The following is a 19,368-nucleotide window of genomic DNA, read 5'->3' on the forward strand; positions in this document are numbered from 1 at the left end:
GAGCTTACTCGACAGCGTCGCGGCGTGGTTCATCCCGCGCCGCGGAAGATGAGGTGTCGGCAACGGCACAGCATCCCGCGTCGGTGAGCGTGAGGATCGCGTCCTCGATCTCCGTGACGACCGACGGCTGGATGCCCTCGGTCGGCTCGTCCAGGATGAGCAGCTTCGGCTCGGTGATCAGCGCTCGCGCGATGGCGAGTTGCTGGCGCTGGCCGCCGGACAGCAGGCCCGCCTTCCGGGCGAGCAATTCGCGCAGCGCGGGGAACAGGTCGAGCGATTCATCGACCAGCGCCTTGCCGCGTTTGCGGCCGTCCGCGACCACCTGCAGATTCTCCGCGGTGGTCAGTTGCGGGAAACTCTGCTGTCCCTGCGGCACGTACGCGATCCCGCGGCGCACCCGCCGCGACGGCGACAGTTCGGTGATGGTCTCCCCGTCGAACTCGATCCGGCCCGACTTCGTGCCGATCAATCCGACGGCTGTGCGCAGCAGTGTGGTCTTCCCCGCGCCGTTGTGCCCCATCACGGCGACCACGCTGTCGTCCGGGACGGTCACCGAAACACCGTGGATGACTTCGGTGCGGCCGTAGCCGGAGTGGATATCGGTGAGTTCAAGCATCGCTGTCCCCTTTCCGGGATGACTCCGGGCTCGGCGCGGTCGAGGCGTGCTCCAGTTCGGTTCCGACGGCCGCGGCGGTGCCGAGGTAGACCTCCTGGACCTTCGGGTCCGCCTGCACCTGTTCGACGGTCCCCTCGCTGAGCACCTTGCCGCCCGCGAGAACGGTGACCGAGGTGGCGAAGGAACGCATGAAATCCATGTCGTGCTCGACCACCACGATCACGCGGTCACCGCCGATGCGGCGCAACAGGTTTCCGGTCTCCGCGCGTTCCTCGGCGCTCATGCCGGCCACCGGCTCGTCCAGCAGCAGCACCGACGCGTTCTGCACCAGGAGCATGCCGATCTCGAGCCATTGCTTCTGCCCGTGCGCGAGTACCCCGGCGGGCTTGTCGCGAAGACCGGTCAGACCGGTGGTCTCCAGCGCCTCCTCGATCGCGGGGAGCACCGACTTGCGTCGGCGCAGCATGGTGAGCGCCGAGCGGCCCGCGCCGGCGGCGATGTCGAGGTTCTGCAGAACGCTGAGCTGCTCGAACACGCTCGCGGTCTGAAACGTCCGTCCGACGCCAAGCCGGGCGATTCGATGCACCTTCTCGCCGAGCAGTTCCACGCCGGTCTTCTGCGCCGATCCGGTCGCCGGGACCAGACCGGTGATCGCGTCGATGAGCGTCGTCTTGCCCGCGCCGTTGGGGCCGATGAGGAAGCGCAGATCGCCCTGCAAGACCGTGAGATCGACATCGGTGACGGCCTTGAAACCGTCGAAACTCACCGACAGGCCGCGAATCTCCAAGTACTCGCTGGACATTCCGGCGTTGCCGCCGAGCTTGGGTTCGTGTGACGTCTCGGTCATCGCGATTCCACCTTCTCCGTCGCGGATTCCGGCAGCGCCTCGACCACCACGGCCGCGGGCGGGTTCGCAGTACGCCGGAACCGGTTGTCCAGCAGCCCTTTCAGCATGGGCCACAATCCGGCCAGGCCCGCAGGGACGAATCCGACCACCACGATGAACAGCACGCCTTGCAGATACGTCCACCCCGAGGGGAACTCTTCGGACAGTGCCGTCTGCGCCCACGCCACACCGATCGCGCCGAGCACCGGCCCGAGCAGGGTGGTCCGGCCGCCGATCGCGACGCCGATGAGAAACGCGATGGACGGGACGACGCCGATATCGGCGGGGGAGATGATGCCGACGATCGGAGTGAACAGCGCACCGGCGACGCCCGCGAAGAACGCGGCGACCACATAGGCGACGATCTTCACGTTCGCCGGGTCGTATCCCAGGAAGCGCACCCGCTCTTCCTGGTCGCGCACCGCGACGAGCAACTCGCCGTACCTGCTGTGCATCAATTGCCGCACCAGCGCGACCACCACCAGTAGCGTGCCCGCTGCGATGAAGAACAGCATCTGCCGGTTGACCGGGTCGGACAGCTTGAACCCGAAGAACGCGCGAAAATCCGACAGGCCGGTGAATCCGCCGATCGCCTGCTGGCCGGTCAGCAGGATGGCCAGCGCGGCGGCGAGCGCCTGACTGAGGATGGCGAAGTACGCGCCCTTCACGCGGCGCTTGAACACGCCGTAGCCGAGCGCCGCCGCGACCAGCGCGGGCAGTACGAGGATGCCGAGTAGCGCCACCGGGGCCGACGCGAACGGTGTCCAGAACGACGGCAATTCGCGAATGCCCGCGATCTCCATGAACTCCGGCACGTCGTTGCCGAGCCGGGCGGCGTCGGCCATCTGCAGATGCATGGCCATGATGTAGGCGCCGATGCCGAAGAACACGCCCTGTCCGAGGGTGAGCATTCCCCCTCGGCCCCAGGCCAACCCGATGCCCACCGCGACGATCGCGAAGCACAAGAACTTCGCCAGCAGGTTGAGCCGGAAATCGCTGAGCACCGCGGGCGCGACCGCGAACAACAGGACCGCGGCGACGGCGAATCCGGCCAACGCGGTGAGCGAGGAATGCGCGCGCCACCGTTGTACGAGCGTGGTCATGCCAGACTCCTTGTCCGGACGGTGAACAAGCCCTGCGGACGGACCTGCAAGAAGATCACGATGACGACGAAGACGACGACCTTCGCGATGGACGCGGTGGTCGAGTATTCGATATAGGAATTGAGCAGGCCGAGCGCGAACGCCGCGATCACCGTGCCCTTGATCTGGCCCAGCCCGCCGATGACCACCACGAGGAACGCATCGATCAAATAGCTCTGGCCGATGGTCGGGCTGGTCGAGCCGATCAGGGTGAGCGCGACGCCGGCCACGCCCGCCAGACCCGAGCCGATGAAGAACGTGCTGATATCGGTGAAACGGCTCGACACACCCGAGGTTTCGGCCAGGCCGCGGTTCTGCACCACCGCGCGAATACGGCGGCCCAGCGGAGTCGCCTGGAGCACCGCGGCCAACGCGATCACCGCGACCACCGCCAGGACGAGGATGAAGATGCGCGTCTTCGGCACCACCGCCCCCAGGATCGTGACGCCGCCGCTGAGCCACTCCGGCGCGATGACGTTCTTGGCGGGTGCGCCGAAGGTGTCACGGGCCAGCTGTTGCAGTACCAACCCGACGCCGAAGGTGACCAGCAGTGTGTCCAGCGGCCGGTCGTACATCCAGCGGATCAGGCCCATCTCCAGTGCGGCGCCGAGCAGACCGCCGACCAGGAAACCGATCAGCAGCGAGACGACGAGCGAGAGTCCCGCCGACGAGATGAGCTTCTGCACAACGTAGGTCGTGTAACAACCGGCCATGATGAACTCGCCGTGCGCCATGTTGATCACGCCCATCTGCCCGAAGGTCAGCGAGAGACCGAGCGCGGCGAGCAAGAGAATCGATCCCAGACTCAGCCCGGTGAAGAGCTGTCCGATCACAACGTCCATGGAAAAGTGCTCCTGTGTTGTCCGGCTGTCCGATGCTGTCCGCGGCCCCCCTCATTGCGCGCTCCGCGTGAGCGCCCGGCGACTGCGTCGCCGGGCGGCCACCGGTAGCTGGGCCGCGGACAGCCGCGGACTACTTCAGGCCCTTGGCCCAGTCGTAGGACTTCAGGTAGGGATCCGGCGTGACGGCCTTGCCGGAGTCCCACACGGTGTAGATGAGCCCGTCGGGGCGGATCTCACCGATGCGGGCGGTCTTGGTGATGTGGTGGTTGGAGCCGTCGATGGTGACCAGGCCCTCGGGCGCCTCGAAGCTGACGCCGTCGGCGGCGGCCCGCACGTCCTCCACCTTGAACGACCGGGCCTTTTCGACGGTGTTCTTCCACAGGTAGACCGAGGCGTAGGCGGCTTCCATCGGGTCGGAAGTGGGCTTGTCGGTGCCGAAGGCGGCCTTGTAGTCGGCGACGAACTTCTTGTTCACCGGGGTGTCCACGGTCTGGTAGTAGTTCCACGCGGTGAGCTGCCCGGCGATGTGCTGGGCGCCGATGCCTGCCACCTCTTCCTCGGCGATGGACACCGAGATCACCGGCATGTCCGCGGCTTTGAGGCCCGCGTTGCTGTACTCGCGGAAGAACGCGACGTTGGAGTCGCCGTTGAGGGTGTTGAACACCGCGCCCGCCTTGGCCGAGCGGACCTTGTTCACGATGGTGGAGAAGTCGGTGGAGCCGAGCGGGGTGTAGTCCTCGCCCTTGATCTCGATGCCGTTGGCGGCGGCGTACGCCTTGATCTCCCGATTGGCGGTCTGCGGGAAGACGTAGTCACTGCCGACCAGGTACAGGGAGGTGATGCCCTTCTGCTTCAGGTAGTCCAGTGCCGGGACGATCTGCTGGTTGGTGGTCGCGCCGGTGTAGAAGATGTTCTTGCTGTCCTCCAGGCCCTCGTACTGGACCGGGTAGTAGAGCAGCGAGTTCAGGCTCTCGAATTTCGGCTTCATCGCCTTGCGGCTCGACGAGGTCCAGCCGCCGAACACCGCGGCGACGCAGTCGGAGCTGATCAGCTTCTCCGCCTTCTCCGCGAAGGTCTTCGGGTCCGAGGCGCCGTCCTCGAGCACCAGATCGATCTTCTTGCCGAGTACGCCGCCCGCGGCGTTGATCTGGTCGACGGCCAGCTTGGTCGAGTTCGCGACGGTGACCTCGGAGATGGCCATCGTGCCGGACAGGGAGTGCAGCGAACCGACCTTGATCGTGTCCTTCGAGGTGTCGACGCAGGACGCGGCGCCGGAGCCGGAGCTCGACGCGTCGTCCTTGGCGCCGCAGGCGGTCAGCAACAGGCCGGCGAGCGCGACGGCGGTGGGCACCGCCATGGCTCGGACCAAACGCCTGGAGCGATGGGGGGCACGGGAATCTGGCATGGGGCGAACCCTCTCCTCATCAGGTGTTGCCACGGCGTCGGCTGGGCGCCGCATCGAATACCGCCGTCTTCGCCCCGCTCACGGCTGTAGACGGGGCTGTATACAACGGCTGTATCCGTTCTGCGAACGGTAGATAGAAGTTGTTGCGCCGGAATATCTCTCGATGACAAGTCCGTTTCGTCTGTTTCGCCCGCGTGAACCTTTCCCGGAAACGGGCGGTGAACAGTTGTGAGGTTCTGGCAAACCCGCTGGCCGGGGCGGATGTGGCTACGGTTGCGTAGCGTCGCCGCGATGCGGCACGCTTCGACTCGTACGACATCTGAACCGTCCCAAGCCGCGGCGGCGGGCCGCGGACTCGAGTCGAGGAGGACCAGATGGGCCACTACAAGGCGAACTTGCGGGATATCGAGTTCAACCTGTTCGAAGTGCTCGAACTGGACAAGCTCCTCGATACCGGCGCCTACGGCGACCTCGATTCCGACACCGCCCGGGAGATCCTGTCGGAGGTCCGGCGCCTGGCCGAGGGGCCGGTGGCGGACTCCTTCGCGGCGGCCGATCGCGATCCGGTGGCCTACGACGCGACGACCTTCTCGGTCTCTGTTCCGGAGCCACTACGTAGGACCGTCGCCGCCGTGCGCGACGCGGGCTGGAGCAGGCTGGGCCTGCCGGAAGGCATGGGCGGCACCCCCGCGCCCGCGGCGCTGGTGTGGGCGGTGGCCGAGATGATCACCTGCGCCAATCCCTCGGCCTCGTTCTTCAACATGGGCCCGGTCATGGCATCCGTGCTGTACAACGTCGGCACCGAGCAGCAGCGGCAGTGGGCTGTGCTCGGCTTCGAGAAGGGCTGGCAGGGCACCATGGTGCTGACCGAGCCCGACGCCGGATCCGACGTCGGCGCGGGTCGAACCAAGGCGATCCGCCAGGAGGACGGTTCCTGGCACATCGAGGGCGTCAAGCGCTTCATCTCCGGCGCGGAGGTGGGTGACACCGCCGAGAATGTCTTCCACCTGGTGCTGGCCCGGCCGGAGGGCGCCGGACCCGGTACCAAGGGCCTGTCGCTGTTCTATGTGCCGAAGTTCCTCTTCGACCCCGAGACCTTGGAACTCGGCGAGCGCAACGGTGTGTATGTCACGGGCGTCGAGCACAAGATGGGCCTGAAATCCTCGCCCACCTGCGAGCTGACGTTCGGCGGCCACGGCGTCCCGGCCAAGGGCTGGCTGGTCGGTGACGTGCACAACGGCATCGCGCAGATGTTCCAGGTGATCGAGAACGCGCGCATGATGGTCGGCGTCAAATCCTCCGGCACTTTGTCGACCGGTTATCTCAACGCGCTCGCCTACGCCAGGGAACGTGTCCAAGGCGCGGATCTGACCCAGATGACCGACAAAGCCGCACCGCGCGTGGCCATCACCCGTCATCCGGACGTGCGTCGTTCGCTGGCCATGCAGAAGGCGTACGCGGAGGGCCTGCGCGCGGTGTACCTGTACACCGCCGCGCACCAGAACGCCGATGTGGCACAGCTCGTTTCGGGCGCCGACCCCGATCTGGCGCACCGGGTGGACGATCTGCTGCTGCCGATCGTCAAAGGCGTCGGTTCCGAGCGGGCCTACCGGTACCTCACCGAGTCGTTGCAGACCTTCGGTGGTTCCGGCTATCTGCAGGACTACCCGATCGAGCAGTACATCCGCGATGCGAAGATCGACTCGCTCTACGAAGGCACCACCGCCATCCAGGCGCAGGACTTCTTCTTCCGCAAGATCATTCGCGACAAAGGTACGGCGCTCGGTCACGTCAACGCGCGGATCGCGGCCTTCCTGGACGCGAAGACCGGACGGTTCGACGCCGAACGCGCCCTGCTGCGCACGGCCGCGGAGGACGTGCAGGCGATGGCCGCCTCGCTCACCGGCTTCCTGATGGCCGCCCAGCAAACGCCCACCGAGCTGTACAAGGTCGGCCTGGGCTCGGTGCGCTTCCTGCTCGCCGTCGGCGACCTGCTCATCGGCTGGCGCCTGCTGGTGCAGGCGGAGATCGCGGCCGCCGCCCTGGCCACCGACGCACCGGAGAAGGATCGTGCCTTCTACGCCGGAAAGGTCGCCGTCGCGAGCTTCTTCGCCAAGAACGTGCTGCCGAAGCTGGCCGCGGTGCGCGGGATAGTCGCCGCGCTCGACGACGACATCATGAACCTGGACGAAGCCGCGTTCTGAGTTGAACGGCCGCGACTTCGGCGCCGCGAACGGGCGCATGCTCGGTCTCGCTTCGCTCGAAACCGGGACTCGAGCTGCGCCGGGTTGCGTCGGCATTCGAGGTGTTGGACGACGTGGGCGCGCCCCGCGCGGGTGAAGGCCGCTGGACCGGCATCGAGCGCGCGGTCTGGGTGGTTGCGGGCTGCGCTGGCGTCGGCCCTCGACCGCGTGCCATGTCGACCATCCGGGGTGGTTTGCGGTCACCGGGTGGTCGGCGGGGGCGGCGTCGTGTCAGGTCTCCGACTGGGAGAGCAGTTTGAGCACCACGGGGCGAGACAGTGTGCCCGACACCTGTCTGGCGAGCTGGTTGGCGCTCGTGCCCGCGGCGTGGGCGGCTTTCAGGGCGGTGGCGAGTTCGGTGCGGGCGGCTTCGGCGGCGGCTTGGGCGTCGCGGAGTCGTTGAGCGGCGCGGTCCACGTCGGGCTGCTCGTCGTCACTGGTCAATCCATTGATCAGTTCGATCTCCGGGAGGCGGGTTTCCCGCTCGCCCGGGGACGCGGCGCGGCGCATCGCCGCCCTGGCGAACTCCATCAGGAACGCCCGGGTGGTGTCCCTGTCGCCGGCGGCCTCACCGAGCAGCAGTTTGGTGGTTTGCGGAACCGCGAGTGACCAGTTGGCCAGGCCGCACAGGGCCAGCAGCAGGCGGCCGGCGTCGGCGGAGTCGACGTCGAACTGCTCCTGTGCGCGGTCGAATTTGCGCACGTAATGCGCGGCGCGCCAGCCATCGATGTCGTGCGCGTCGGCGCCGCGATGCAGCGCCTCCCAGAGCATCAAGCGCAGCAGTTGCGGGTTGTCCCGGTGGTAGTCGTACAACTTGCCGACATACGCGCCGGGTTCGGTGTCGGCCAGCGGTTGCACCACGTCGATGAACTCGCGCAGCGTGTCGATCAGGATGACGTCGAACAGCTTGTCCTTGCTGCCGAACAGTCCGTAGATGCGCTCCTTGTTGACGCCGGCCGCCTCCGCGATCCGGTCCACCCGCGCGCCGGCCAGCCCATACTGCGCGAACTCGTCGCGGGCGGCGCGCAACAGGGCCTGCCTGGTCGCGTCACTGCGTTTCATCGTGGCCGTCATAGCGGCCACTTTACCATCGCATTAAACCAACTATTTGGTTGACAGACGCTCGGCGCAGGCCTACCTTCGAGCCATGGCAATGTCCACCTTTCAGTCCGCGGCTCCGGCCCGGACGCGCCGCCAGGCCACCTCGGCGCGGGCCCACACCGGACGCACCCTGCCCTTCTTCGTCCTGGCCGCATTGCTGGCCACCGGCCAGATGTACGTTCCCATCCCCCTTTTCACCGCCATGCAGGCCGACTGGGGTGTCGGTTCGGCGGTGACGACCTGGATCATCAGCGCGTTCGCCTTCGGCTACGCCGGTGGCTTCGTCCTGTTCGGGCCGCTGTCGGATCGCTACGGTCACCGCCGGGTGCTGGTCATCGGGATGCTGGTGGCGGCAGTGGTCACACTATTGACCGGTCTGGCGTTCAGTGCCCCGCTGGCCGTCGCCCTGCGGGTGGCGCAGGGTCTGGTGGTCGGCTCGATTCCGCCCGCGATCATGGCTTACGTGGCGACCCGCATCGCTCCCGCGCACCGCGCCGTGGCCACCATGTCGGTGGCCACGTCGTTCCTCGCGGCGACGGTGATCGCGCAGATCGTGTCGCAGTGGATGGTCGGCGCGTTCCCGTGGCGCACGGTGTTCGTCGCCTCCGCGATCGTTTTCGCCGTACTGGCGCCTGCGTTGCGCTCCGCATTGCTGGCCGACGCGCCTACCGGCCGGGACAAGCCGCTGCGGCACAGCTACGCCGCGATTCCCGCGGTGCTGCGCATCCGAGCGCTGGTGCCGATGCTGATCGCGGGCGCGATGAGCATGGCGGTGATGGTCGGGGTCTACACCGGCCTCGAACTGACCGGGGTGGTGCGGGGCTCGGGTGAACTGCTCGCGCTGCGCGCGGGCGCGCTGCCGGTGATGATCGCGCTGCCCCTGCTCGCGGTGCCGCTGGCCCGGCTGTCCAAGCACGGTCAGATCGTGCTGGGCGTACTCATCGCCGCGACGGCGATGGTAATCGCGACCTTCGAGGGGACCCATCCGCTCGTGCTGGCCGTCCTGCTGGCCGTGCTGGTCGGCGGGCTCGGCATCATCGCTCCGGCCGTGCTGCAGAGCGCGGGCGAACTGGGCGGTGAATCCCGCGCCGCCGCCATGTCGGTCGCGATGTTCAGCTTCTACGTCGGCGCGACCATCGGCCCGCTGGTCGCCGCCGCCGCGGCGCCTCACGGCTTCGCGACCCTCGCCTGGACGCTGGCGCTGTTGCTGGTCGGCGCGCTGGGTATGACGGTGGCCGGTCTACGGATGCAGCGAAGGGCGCGAGCCGCCTGACCGAACATGACGCTACTTCAGCACATAGGGCGATACGGAACTGCGATGTTCGCTGATGTCGAGCACCTTGCCCAATGGCGGGAACGCGCGCTGCGGGCAGTTGGCCCGTTCGCAGACTCGGCATCCCGCACCGATCGGCGTCGGCTGCACTTCGTCGAGGTCGATGCCGTCGGCGTAGATCACCCGGGCCGCGTGCCGCAGTTCGCAGCCGAGCCCGATGGCGAAGGTCTTGCTCGGCTGGCCGAACCGGGTGGCGCGGCGTTCGACCGTCCGAGCCACCCACAGGTATTTGCGGCCGTCGGGCATCTGGGCGATCTGTGTCATGATCTTGCCGGGATAGGCGAAGGTCTCGTAGACGTTCCACAGCGGGCAGGTCCCGCCGCTGGCGGAGAAGTGGAAGCCGGTCGCGGACTGGCGCTTGGACATGTTGCCCGCCCGGTCGACCCGCACGAACGAGAACGGCACCCCGCGCAGCGACGGTCGCTGCAGCGTGGAGAGCCGATGACAGATGGTTTCGTAGCTCTGCGTGAAGAACGCCGACAGCCGCTCGATGTCGTAGCGGAAGTCCTCGGCCACCTCGTGGAAATGCGTGTACGGCAGCACCGTCGCCGCGGCGAAGTAATTGGCCAGTCCGAGCATGGCCAGCTTGCGGGCGTCCTCGGACGCGAAATTGCCCTCCTCGACCAGCTTCTCCAACAGCTCGCCGCATTCGAAGTAGGCCAGCTCGGCGGCCAGTTTGAAGGTGCGCTGCCCGCCGGACAGATGCGGCGCGATCTCCAGGGTGCGGGTTTGCGGGTCGTAGCGGTGCAACACGCCCTCGCCGAGATCGATGCGTTCGGTGATCCGCACGTCGTGCGCGCGCAGGATCCTGGCGATCTCGCTGTTCACGTCGCCGCCGTGGAAACGGATGCGCGCGGTGAGGTCCTCCGCGGCGGTGTCCAGCTCGTGGATGTAGTTCTGGCGCTGGTAGAAGTAGTCGCGCACTTCCTCGTGCGGTTTGCTGATCGCGCCGCTGCCCGCGCTGTCGGCGAAGCGGTCCTCGGTGGCCGCCGCCAGCTGGGCGGAGGTGTTGCGGTAGCGGTTGTGCATGTTGACCAGCGCGCGGGCCATGCTCGGATGCGCCGAGACCATGTCCGCGATCTCCTGGGCGTCGGCCTCGATGCCCAGCTCCTGGTCCATCACGACCTCTTGGAGTTCCGCGATGAGCCGGGTGTCGTCCTGCGCGGAGAAGAAGGTCGTGTCGACGCCGAACACGTCGCTGATCTTCAACAGCACCGGGACGGTGAGGGGGCGCACGTCGTGCTCGATCTGGTTGAGGTAGCTCGCCGAGATCTCCAACTGCTGGGCCAGCGCGATCTGGCTCAGCCCGCGTTCGGTCCGCAGCTGACGCAGCCGAGCGCCGACGTAAGTCTTGGCCATGCGTCCAGTTTATGGATGGTTTCGCATCCATGCCAATCAGCGATTAACAGTCCTCGCAGGCACGTGTCATACCCGGCGGCTACCGTCGGCAGGGTGTTGTTCGCGGATGTCGTCGTGGCCTCGGAGACCGTGCGCGCGACCAGGTCACGCAAGACGAAGATCGTCACGCTGGCCGGGCTGCTGGCCTCGGCCGCTCCGGACGAACTCGCGCCCGTCGTGGCGTGGGCGTCCGGCGAGCTACCGCAGGGGCGGATCGGCACGGGGTGGCGCACGCTCACCACGCTCGACCGCCCGCCCGCGCCGGTGGCGACGCTGACGGTAGCGGCGGTGCACGCCGCGCTGAGCGAGCTGGCCGGTACCTCCGGCGCCGGGTCCGCCGCCCGGCGCAAGGAGCTGCTCGGCGCGCTGTGGTCCGCGGCGACGGCGGGCGAGCAGAGCTTCCTGGTGCGCCTGCTCACCGGGGAGCTGCGTCAAGGAGCACTTACCGCCGTGGTCGCCGAAGCCGTCGCCGTCGCCGCGGGCGTGCCGCCCGATCTGGTGCGCCGGGCGTACATGCTGTCGGGGCGGTTGCCGGTCACCGCCGTCGCGGCGCTGACCGGCGGCGTCGCCGCGCTCGCGGAGTTCCGGCTCGAAGTCGGCCGTCCGATCCAGCCCATGCTGGCCTCGCCCGGTGCGACGCTGGACGAGGCGCTGATCGAGTTCGAGGGCGAGGTGAGCGTCGAGCACAAGCTGGACGGCGCCCGCATCCAGGTGCACCGGGACGGCGACCGGGTCCGGATCTTCACCAGGACGCTGCGGGAGATCACCGCGGGCGTGCCCGAACTCGTCGAGCTGGTCGCCGGCCTGGACTGCACGAGCGTCGTGCTGGACGGGGAGACGCTGGCGCTCACCGACGCCGGGCGGCCGCGTCCGTTCCAGGAGACGATGAGCCGTTTCGCCGAGGTGAGTTCTACCCGGGAGCTGCTGCTGCATCCGTACTTCTTCGACTGTCTGCACCTGGACGGCCGGGACCTGCTCGACGCTCCGCTGTCCGAGCGGCGCGCCGCGCTGACGAAGGTGGCGGGTGCGCACGCCATTCCGGCGCTGCTGCGGCCGGATGCCGAGGCGGCCGCCGAATACTTCGACGGCGCGCTGGCCGCGGGCCACGAGGGCGTCATGATCAAGTCGTTGACCGCGCCGTACGCGGCGGGCAGGCGGGGCCGGGCCTGGCAGAAGATCAAGCCGACGCACACGCTCGACCTGATCGTGCTCGGCGCGGAATGGGGCTACGGCCGCCGCACCGGCTACCTGTCGAACCTGCATCTCGGCGCCCGCGACCCGGACGGCGGCGAGCCGGTGATGGTGGGCAAGACCTTCAAAGGACTCACCGACGCGCTGTTGCACTGGCAGACCGCCGAATTCCCGCGCCACGAGCGCTCGCGCGATCAGCACACCGTGTACCTGTGGCCGAGGCTCGTGGTCGAGATCGCGTTGGACGGCGTGCAGACCAGTCCGCGCTATCCCGGCGGTGTCGCGTTGCGCTTCGCACGGGTGGTGCGCTACCGCCCCGACAAAGAACCTGCCGACGCGGACACCATCGACACCATCCGCGCGCTGCTGCCGTGACCGTCGCGGCGATGTGAAGCGCGCTCGCTCCCGCGCCGGGTGCGTGTCGGGCGTGCGCGGCGAATCCCGCCACTGTAAGGATGGCAGCGCAAGGTTCCGGATGGCCGCCACGATGCAATGGTCCGGCCGGTTCGTACCTCCGGACAAGGAATCGGCGGGTGGGTGGGACGATGCGAATTGTGCTCTGCGGACGTTATGTCCGGCTGGTAGCGGCGTTGCTGGGCGCTTTGGCGGTCTGCGCGGTCGGTACGCCCGTACTGGCGAATCCGATCGAGCAGTTCCTCACGCCTTCGCGCGAGTACTCCGGGATCCTGCCCACGCCGCTGGGCGATCCGTTCTACACCCCGCCGCCGGAATTCGAGAACACCCCGCCGGGGACGGTTCTCGCGTCCCGTCCGGGCGGTACCGGCCTGACCGCGTTCCCGTTGCACTCGACCGAACTGCTGATCCGGTCCACCGACTCCAAGGATCATCCGGTCCCGGTGGTCGCGACGTTGCTCGTACCGCGAACGCCGTGGACCGGGCCGGGGCCGCGACCGGTGCTGTCGCTCAATCACGCGATCGACTCGCTCGGGCATCGGTGCGCACCGTCCTACGAGCTCAAGAACCAGTTGTGGGCCGAGTTGTGGGGCGCTCAGATTCCGTTGTCCAAGGGCTACGCCGTGCTCGTGCCCGACCACCAGGGCCCGCGGCAGGCGTACGGGGCGGGGCTGATGGCCGGGCACGCGGTGCTCGACTCGATCCGCGCCGTAGTGCGAACGCCGGAGCTCGGATTGCGACCGGATGCTCCGACGTTGGTCACCGGATACTCCGGCGGCGCCATCGCCAGCGGATGGGCCGCCCAGCTGGCCCCGGCGTACGCGCCCGAGCTGAATCTGGTGGGCGCGGCGTTCGGCGGCGTGCCCGCCGACTTCGGCATGCTGCTGTCCACCATGAACGGCCGCAACGCCGCGTCCGGCGTCTTCTTGGCCGCGACGCTCGGCTTGGCGCGGGAGTATCCCGAGCTGCTGGGCCTGATGAACGACAACGGCTGGCGACTGGCCCAGATCGGCAAGGACCTGTGCATGACCGCGGAGGAGTTCGGTGGTGTCGTGGCGCCGATTCCGGTACAGGCGCTCACCCATGCCGCCGCGCCCACCGAACTGCCGATGGTCAGGGAGATCCTGGCCGCCAATCGGCTGGGCGCGAGCGCGCCGACGGTGCCGGTGTTCCTCTATCACGCCACGCACGACCCGTGGGTGCCGCTGACCGGGGCGGAAAAGCTGTACGCGGACTGGTGCGGCGCCGGGACGCCGGTGGACTTCCAGGTCTATCTCGGCGAACACTTCCTGGTCGGCCTCAGCGGCATCCCCGGCGCGAACTCCTGGATCGACGATCGGTTCGCCGGCAGGCCGGTCGCCGCGCGGTGCACCCGATCCGGCTGAACAGGGCGAACCAGACTGGTCCAGGTCGATCCGCGGCAGTTTCGGTGACCGACATGGTCCTGCCATCCGGGGGTGCAGCACACTGGAGGCGTGACCGTCGAATTACTGGTTCTCCTGATCGTCATCGTCACGGCGCTCGCATTCGATTTCACGAACGGTTTCCACGACACCGCCAACGCGATGGCGACCTCGATCGCCACCGGTGCGCTCCGGCCGCGGGTGGCGGTCGCGCTCTCGGCGGTGCTGAACCTGGTCGGCGCGTTCCTCTCGGTGGCCGTGGCCGCCACCGTGGCGAAGGGCATCGTGCGACTCGACGCCGTCGGCGGCCAGGATCTGATCGTCATCGTGTTCGCCGGTCTGGTCGGCGGGATCCTGTGGAACCTGCTCACCTGGCTTTTCGGTCTGCCGTCGAGTTCGTCGCACGCGCTGTTCGGCGGCCTGATCGGGGCGACGCTGGCCGCGCTCGGCTGGAGCGGGGTGATCTGGGCGTCCGGGTCGGACGGCGTGCTCACCAAAATCATTCTCCCCGCTGTGCTCGCGCCCGTCATCGCCGCGCTGGTCTCCGCGATCGGCACCTGGCTGGTGTACCGGATCACCCGCGGCGCCGACGAAGGGAAGGTCACCGAGGGCTTCCGCTGGGGTCAGATCGGCTCCGCCTCGCTGGTCTCGCTGGCGCACGGCACGAACGACGCGCAGAAGACGATGGGCGTGATCTTCCTCGCGCTCGTCGCGCACGGGACGCTCACCAAGGACGACGACCTGCCGCTGTGGGTGATGGCCGCGTGCGCCGTGGCCATCGCGGCGGGCACCTACCTCGGCGGCTGGCGGATCATCCGCACGCTGGGCAAAGGCCTGGTCGAGATCGACTCGCCGCAGGGCCTCGCGGCGGAATCCGCTTCGGCCGCGATCATCCTGACCTCGGCTCATTTCGGATTGCCGCTGTCCACCACGCAGACCGCCACCGGCGCGATCCTCGGCACCGGCCTCGGCAAGGGCGCCGAGGTGCGCTGGGCCGTGATGGGGCGGATGGTGGTCGCATGGTTGCTCACGCTGCCGCTGGCCGCGGTAACCGGGGCGATCTGCTGGGCCATCGCCCACGTCATCGGCGGGCTGGCCGGTGTGCTCGTGGTCTTCGGCATCCTGATCGGGCTGTCGACACTGATGTACCTGCGGTCGCGGCGTGATCCGGTGCACACCGGCAACGTCAACGAGTGGCCGGGCGACGGGAACGATCCGCCCACGCCCGCCCCGCCCGCCGCAGGTGCGACGTCGGCGGACAAGAACCGTTCGGCCCAGGTGTAGGAGGATTCAGCGTGCACACTCTCGTCACGAATCTGAACTCGCTGTGGAAAGTCGTCGTCGCAGGGCTGGTGCTCGGCGCGGGCCTGCCGATGATCTTCGCGATCGGGGTGCGGTTCTGGTCCATGGCCGTGACAACCGACGCCGGTACGGGCACTGTGCGGCGCAATCATCCCGCCCTCGCGGTCGCGGTGGCGTGCTTCGCGCTGGTCGTCGTGGCGATCGTCAGCGGCATTCTCTACACGGCGAAAGCGTTCATCGCGACCAGATTCGGCATCCATTTGTTCGGGCAGGCGTGAGGAGTGCCAGTGTGACCGATCCAGTGAAACCAGCTCCGCTCCGGCCGAAACTGCTCGGCAAAGTCGTGGGCTGGCTGCGCGCGGGTTACCCGCAGGGTGTTCCGCAGTCGGATTATGTAGCCCTGTTCGCTGTGCTGCACCGGCACCTCACCGACTACGAGGTGGTGGCGATCGCCGAGGAGCTGGTCGCTTCGAATCCGGACAGCACGATCACTCACGCGGAGATCGAGCAAGCCATCGCCCGGTTCGCCAAGGAACAGCCGGACGAGGGCGACGTCGCTCGCGTCGCCTCCCATCTGGCCGCGGGCGGCTGGCCGCTGGCCGATCCGCCCGCCGACTCCGACTGACCGAGCCGCCGCCGATGCCACCCTTCCTGCACGCGATCATCGGCTGGCTGCGTACCGGATACCCGGACGGCGTCCCGGAATCCGATTACATCCCGCTGCTCGCCCTGTTGCGCCGACGCTTGTCCGACGAAGAGGTGGCCCGAATCGCCGCCGAGCTGACCGGCTTCGGTGGGATGGACATCGACCAGACCGACATCCAGGTGCTGATCACCAAGATCACCAACGACATGCCGTCCGAAGCCGACGTGGCCCGGGTGCGCGCCCGGGTCGAGGCCAATGCCTGGCCGAATCCGGACGATGCCTGAGTCATGGCTTGTCGCGCGGGCCGCTGAGGTAGGGCAGGCGGCGCACGCCCGCCGCGACCTCGTAGGCGAGATCCTCGTAGCCGAGGGCGAGTTCGGCGAGGCGCTCCCAGGCGTTGTGCACGGCCCATTCCGGTGCGCCGGAAAGGATCTCGTACGCGCAGGCGGAGAACTGGGCGAGCCGGTCGACCACCATGCCCACGGTTTCGGTGTGCATGTGCGCGCCGCCGTGTGGCGGCGGCGCCTCGGTGGCGACCCAGCGGTCGATGACCAGGACGAGGCGGGCGCGGTGCCGGTCGATGTCGTTGGATCCGCTCGGGTCACAGCGCAGGCGGCGTCGATGTAAACCCGCGAGTAGGTGGGCGGATTCCAGGATCGGGTGTGCCCGACGCGGCGCGGTGCGGCAGGCATGCAGGACGAGTTCTTTGGTCGGCAGTGGTTCCACTGCGATAACCCCCTGGATCGAATGGTCGCGCCGGGCGTCACGCGAGACGCGAAGAATCATCGACGATGCCGGCCGCCCGGACGCGGCAATCGGTACCGAGTGCGCAACGGCCCGGTGTCCCAAGGCGATTCGAGGACGACGAGGCCGACGGCCTCCAGCGGCGTGAGCCCGATGCGGCGCACCAGCTCCTCCGTCAGCGAAACCATCTCCGCCGCTTGGATAGCCGCCGTCGCTTGCTCCGTGGTCACCATCCGCCCACGCAGATAGGACACCACCCACGCGTCGTCACTGACCCGCCGCGCCTGATGCGGCGTCTGGTCACTCACCATCCACATCCGGTCGACGACATGCACAGACATCAGAACCCCCTTCATCCCCGCCGAGCGGGGTCGTTCGAGAAGCCCCGCTGTGATGCGCAACACAAGCAGCGTAGGTGCGAGACCACTGATAGGTCAACTTGACCAGTCAATTTGACAAGCTTGCCTCCCTGTGAATGCGGGTACGGTCATCTGCACGAACAGCCGGAAGGACTCATCGGACGATGGCGCCACTCTCGCCCACGGTCGCGCGCTGGGAGCTCATGCTCCGAATCAAGCGCCGCCGCAACGAGTTCGACGTATCCGCGTCCGTCATCGCCAAAGAGCTCGGCTTCACGCTGTCGTACTGGTCGAAGGTGGAGAAAGAACGCGTCCTGGCTGAGGACAAACTGCGAAATCTGATGAGCCTGCTCGAATTCGACCCGCAGGAGCGCGAGGAGATGTTGCGGCTGCGCGACATCGCGAAGCGACGCGGGTGGTGGTCGGAGTACGCGGGGTTGCTGTCGGACGAGGTGATACGACTCTACGGATTGGAGCACGGGGCGCAGAGCATTCGTAGTTACACGAGCATCTTGATTCCCGGTCTCTTGCAAACCGAGGACTACGCGCGGGCGGTGATCGCCAACGACCGGGCGCGAGTGCGGCAGGTGGAAATCGAGCGTTGGGTCGAAGTTCGCATGCGACGTCAGCAGCGGCTCACCGGATCGGAGCCGCTACAGGTCGCCGCGATCGTCAACGAGGCCGCGCTGACCCAGCGCACGGGAGGTGTGGCAGTGCTGAAAAATCAGCTGTCTCATCTTCTTTCGGTTACCGATACGCACGTCGACACAGTCGACGTTCGGGTTGTACCGTTCGACGCGCCAGGTGGTGTACTGCTGACCGGTGCGTCGTTCCACCTGCTCGGGTTCGACAGCGCACTCCTTCCCGACGTGGCGTGGACCGAGACACTGGTCCATCTCGGAGTGATCGAGGAGAGCGAACCGGTGCGTCACCTCGGGACCATGTTCGCCACCACTCTCGCCGAGCATGCGCTCTCGCGGAACGAGTCGATAACGTTGATCGAACGCAGACTCGCCGCGCTGTAGCGTGATCGGTATGGGGAGCGCGGTCGGCTGGTTCAAGTCATCACATTCGAACGACAGCACCGCCTGCGTCGAAGTCTGCTTCGACGGCGGTCGAGTCCTGGTGCGAGACAGCAAGTTCCATGAGTCGCCGAAAGCATCGCCTATCCTGGCGTTCACGCCGACCCAGTGGGCAGCATTCACCGCAGCGATCCGCACCCAACTCCCCTGACACACCTCCCAGCCGACTCTCAGCTCCACAACACCGAGCACTCAGCTCCACCGGGAAGAGTGTCCCCGTCGATGCGAAGCGATCCATCGACATCTCCACCGGTGGACAACTGCCCTGCCCACCACCGAACCGGCCGACGGCGCGCAAACCCCTCGCACGCGCCGCCGGCCGTTTCCTTCCGCGAGTGGCACATGGCTGTGGCAAAACGCGAGAGGGCCGCACGATGGTGTGCCACTCGTCAGAGATCGGCACCGTGGCGGCGGAGGGCTGCACGGGCTCGGGCGGTGATGGTGTGGGGGCGGTGGGTGAGGAGAGCGGCGCTTACGCGGATGAGGGTCCAGCCGAGGGATTCGAGGGCGGCGGTGCGGTCGATGTCCCAGGCGCGCTGGTCGCGGTTGGTCCAGTGGTGGGCTCCGTCGTATTCGACGCCGACTCGCCATCTATGCCAGCCCATGTCGAGGCGTGCGAAGGTCATTCCGTCCGGGCCCGGAACGCGAATCTGGGTTTCCGGTGCGGGTAGTCCGGCCTGCCGGAGCAACAAGCGCGTGCGCGTTTCCTGAAGAGACTCCGCACCGCCGTCGATATAGGGCAGCGTCCGGCGCAGGCTCGTAGCGCCGCGTGCACGCGGGTGACGATCGGCCAGCCGCTCGATGTCCGGGATAGTCAGCCGGGTGGCGTTGCAGAGGGCATCGACGACTTCGACCGCCTCGCCGAAGTCGAGTCGTCGTGCAAGGTCGAACGTGGTCCGAGCCGGTGTGGTGCAGCGGAAACCGCCCACCGTGCACACTTCGCCGGCGGGGATGGCGTCCCGGTAGACCAGCACGTGCCGTGGCGGCCGGGCGCGAGTGGGTAGCGTGATCTCGGCAGGCTTGTCATCCAGCCACAGCGTCCCGTGCATAGCCGCCGCGGAGAACCCGACCAAAACCCCGGAGCCTTTCGCCCAATGCCCGGCCGCTTGTGCGCGGCCCCGCGCATCCAGCCGAATCCCCCTCCGGACATACACATCCGGATGCACCCGCTCGAAATCCTTCCGCAACTCCCAGGCACTCACCACCCCCGCCCGTACCGCCCAACTTCCCGGAAAAACCTCCCCGACTTCCCCCATACCCC

The 19,368-nt window shown here is 67.7% G+C and carries 19 protein-coding genes and 1 pseudogene; 10 read left to right on the plus strand and 10 right to left on the minus strand.

Annotated elements, in window-relative coordinates; all coding sequences use genetic code 11:
* Positions 1–73: 73 nt before the first annotated feature.
* The 5 genes and pseudogenes from ACFU5M_RS05935 to urtA all read right to left on the minus strand — a co-directional run.
* Positions 74–616: pseudogene (locus ACFU5M_RS05935) on the minus strand (ATP-binding cassette domain-containing protein); the annotation flags it as partial.
* Complete coding sequence (gene urtD, locus ACFU5M_RS05940; protein WP_379044424.1) at positions 609–1,463, minus strand: urea ABC transporter ATP-binding protein UrtD; 855 nt, start codon at positions 1,461–1,463, stop codon at positions 609–611. The gene urtD and the pseudogene ACFU5M_RS05935, both read right to left, overlap by 8 nt.
* Complete coding sequence (urtC, locus tag ACFU5M_RS05945) at positions 1,460–2,605, minus strand: urea ABC transporter permease subunit UrtC (protein ID WP_379044427.1); 1,146 nt, start codon at positions 2,603–2,605, stop codon at positions 1,460–1,462. The genes urtD and urtC overlap by 4 nt, the downstream gene beginning before the upstream one ends.
* The gene (gene urtB, locus ACFU5M_RS05950) at positions 2,602–3,486 is read right to left on the minus strand and encodes an urea ABC transporter permease subunit UrtB (RefSeq protein ID WP_379044430.1); all 885 of its coding nucleotides are present in this window, start codon (positions 3,484–3,486) and stop codon (positions 2,602–2,604) included. Before urtB ends, urtC begins: the two co-directional genes overlap by 4 nt.
* 130 nt (positions 3,487–3,616) lie before the next feature.
* The gene (gene urtA, locus ACFU5M_RS05955) at positions 3,617–4,891 is read right to left on the minus strand and encodes an urea ABC transporter substrate-binding protein (protein WP_379044433.1); all 1,275 of its coding nucleotides are present in this window, start codon (positions 4,889–4,891) and stop codon (positions 3,617–3,619) included.
* Positions 4,892–5,265: 374 nt separating this feature from the next.
* On the opposite strand from urtA, the gene ACFU5M_RS05960 reads away from it, so the two are divergent.
* A complete protein-coding gene (locus ACFU5M_RS05960) occupies positions 5,266–7,095 on the plus strand; it encodes an acyl-CoA dehydrogenase (protein WP_379044436.1) in 1,830 nt (609 codons plus the stop codon).
* Positions 7,096–7,365: 270 nt separating this feature from the next.
* Here the strand turns inward: ACFU5M_RS05960 and ACFU5M_RS05965 are convergent, their stop codons facing one another.
* Positions 7,366–8,208, minus strand: coding sequence for a TetR/AcrR family transcriptional regulator (locus tag ACFU5M_RS05965; protein WP_379044439.1), 843 nt, complete (start codon positions 8,206–8,208; stop codon positions 7,366–7,368).
* A gap of 73 nt (positions 8,209–8,281) precedes the next feature.
* Between ACFU5M_RS05965 and ACFU5M_RS05970 the strand changes: the two genes are divergently transcribed.
* A complete protein-coding gene (locus ACFU5M_RS05970) occupies positions 8,282–9,508 on the plus strand; it encodes an MFS transporter (RefSeq protein ID WP_379044442.1) in 1,227 nt (408 codons plus the stop codon).
* Positions 9,509–9,520: 12 nt separating this feature from the next.
* Here ACFU5M_RS05970 and ramB read toward each other — a convergent pair whose 3' ends face one another.
* A complete protein-coding gene (gene ramB, locus ACFU5M_RS05975; RefSeq protein ID WP_379044445.1) occupies positions 9,521–10,927 on the minus strand; it encodes an acetate metabolism transcriptional regulator RamB in 1,407 nt (468 codons plus the stop codon).
* Between the two features lie 93 nt (positions 10,928–11,020).
* Between ramB and ACFU5M_RS05980 the strand changes: the two genes are divergently transcribed.
* From ACFU5M_RS05980 to ACFU5M_RS06005, 6 genes are all read left to right on the plus strand, one after another.
* Positions 11,021–12,532 (plus strand): ATP-dependent DNA ligase, encoded by a 1,512-nt coding sequence (locus tag ACFU5M_RS05980; protein WP_379044448.1) that lies wholly within the window; start codon positions 11,021–11,023, stop codon positions 12,530–12,532.
* Positions 12,533–12,702: 170 nt separating this feature from the next.
* Complete coding sequence (locus ACFU5M_RS05985) at positions 12,703–13,956, plus strand: lipase family protein (protein ID WP_379044451.1); 1,254 nt, start codon at positions 12,703–12,705, stop codon at positions 13,954–13,956.
* Between the two features lie 90 nt (positions 13,957–14,046).
* Positions 14,047–15,258: an anion permease gene (locus ACFU5M_RS05990; RefSeq protein WP_379044454.1), complete on the plus strand. Its 1,212-nt coding sequence runs from the start codon at positions 14,047–14,049 to the stop codon at positions 15,256–15,258.
* Positions 15,259–15,269: 11 nt separating this feature from the next.
* On the plus strand, positions 15,270–15,554 hold the full coding sequence (locus ACFU5M_RS05995) for a hypothetical protein (RefSeq protein ID WP_379044457.1): 285 nt from the start codon (positions 15,270–15,272) through the stop codon (positions 15,552–15,554).
* Positions 15,555–15,565: 11 nt separating this feature from the next.
* Entirely contained in the window at positions 15,566–15,901 is a 336-nt protein-coding gene (locus tag ACFU5M_RS06000) for a DUF3349 domain-containing protein (protein WP_379044460.1), read from the plus strand.
* A gap of 14 nt (positions 15,902–15,915) precedes the next feature.
* The gene (locus tag ACFU5M_RS06005) at positions 15,916–16,206 is read left to right on the plus strand and encodes a DUF3349 domain-containing protein (protein WP_379044463.1); all 291 of its coding nucleotides are present in this window, start codon (positions 15,916–15,918) and stop codon (positions 16,204–16,206) included.
* Between the two features lies 1 nt (position 16,207).
* Here the strand turns inward: ACFU5M_RS06005 and ACFU5M_RS06010 are convergent, their stop codons facing one another.
* Positions 16,208–16,648, minus strand: coding sequence for a DUF4254 domain-containing protein (locus ACFU5M_RS06010; RefSeq protein WP_379044466.1), 441 nt, complete (start codon positions 16,646–16,648; stop codon positions 16,208–16,210).
* A gap of 56 nt (positions 16,649–16,704) precedes the next feature.
* Positions 16,705–17,007, minus strand: coding sequence for a hypothetical protein (locus tag ACFU5M_RS06015; RefSeq protein WP_379044469.1), 303 nt, complete (start codon positions 17,005–17,007; stop codon positions 16,705–16,707).
* A 182-nt stretch (positions 17,008–17,189) separates the two neighbouring features.
* On the opposite strand from ACFU5M_RS06015, the gene ACFU5M_RS06020 reads away from it, so the two are divergent.
* Positions 17,190–18,050, plus strand: coding sequence for a helix-turn-helix domain-containing protein (locus ACFU5M_RS06020; protein ID WP_379044473.1), 861 nt, complete (start codon positions 17,190–17,192; stop codon positions 18,048–18,050).
* Between the two features lie 10 nt (positions 18,051–18,060).
* Complete coding sequence (locus ACFU5M_RS06025) at positions 18,061–18,258, plus strand: DUF397 domain-containing protein (protein WP_379044476.1); 198 nt, start codon at positions 18,061–18,063, stop codon at positions 18,256–18,258.
* Between the two features lie 238 nt (positions 18,259–18,496).
* Here the strand turns inward: ACFU5M_RS06025 and ACFU5M_RS06030 are convergent, their stop codons facing one another.
* A complete protein-coding gene (locus ACFU5M_RS06030; RefSeq protein WP_379044479.1) occupies positions 18,497–19,363 on the minus strand; it encodes a DUF559 domain-containing protein in 867 nt (288 codons plus the stop codon).
* Positions 19,364–19,368 lie beyond the last annotated feature (5 nt).

This window comes from Nocardia sp. NPDC057455 (genome assembly GCF_042802775.1).
Classification (GTDB): domain Bacteria; phylum Actinomycetota; class Actinomycetes; order Mycobacteriales; family Mycobacteriaceae; genus Nocardia.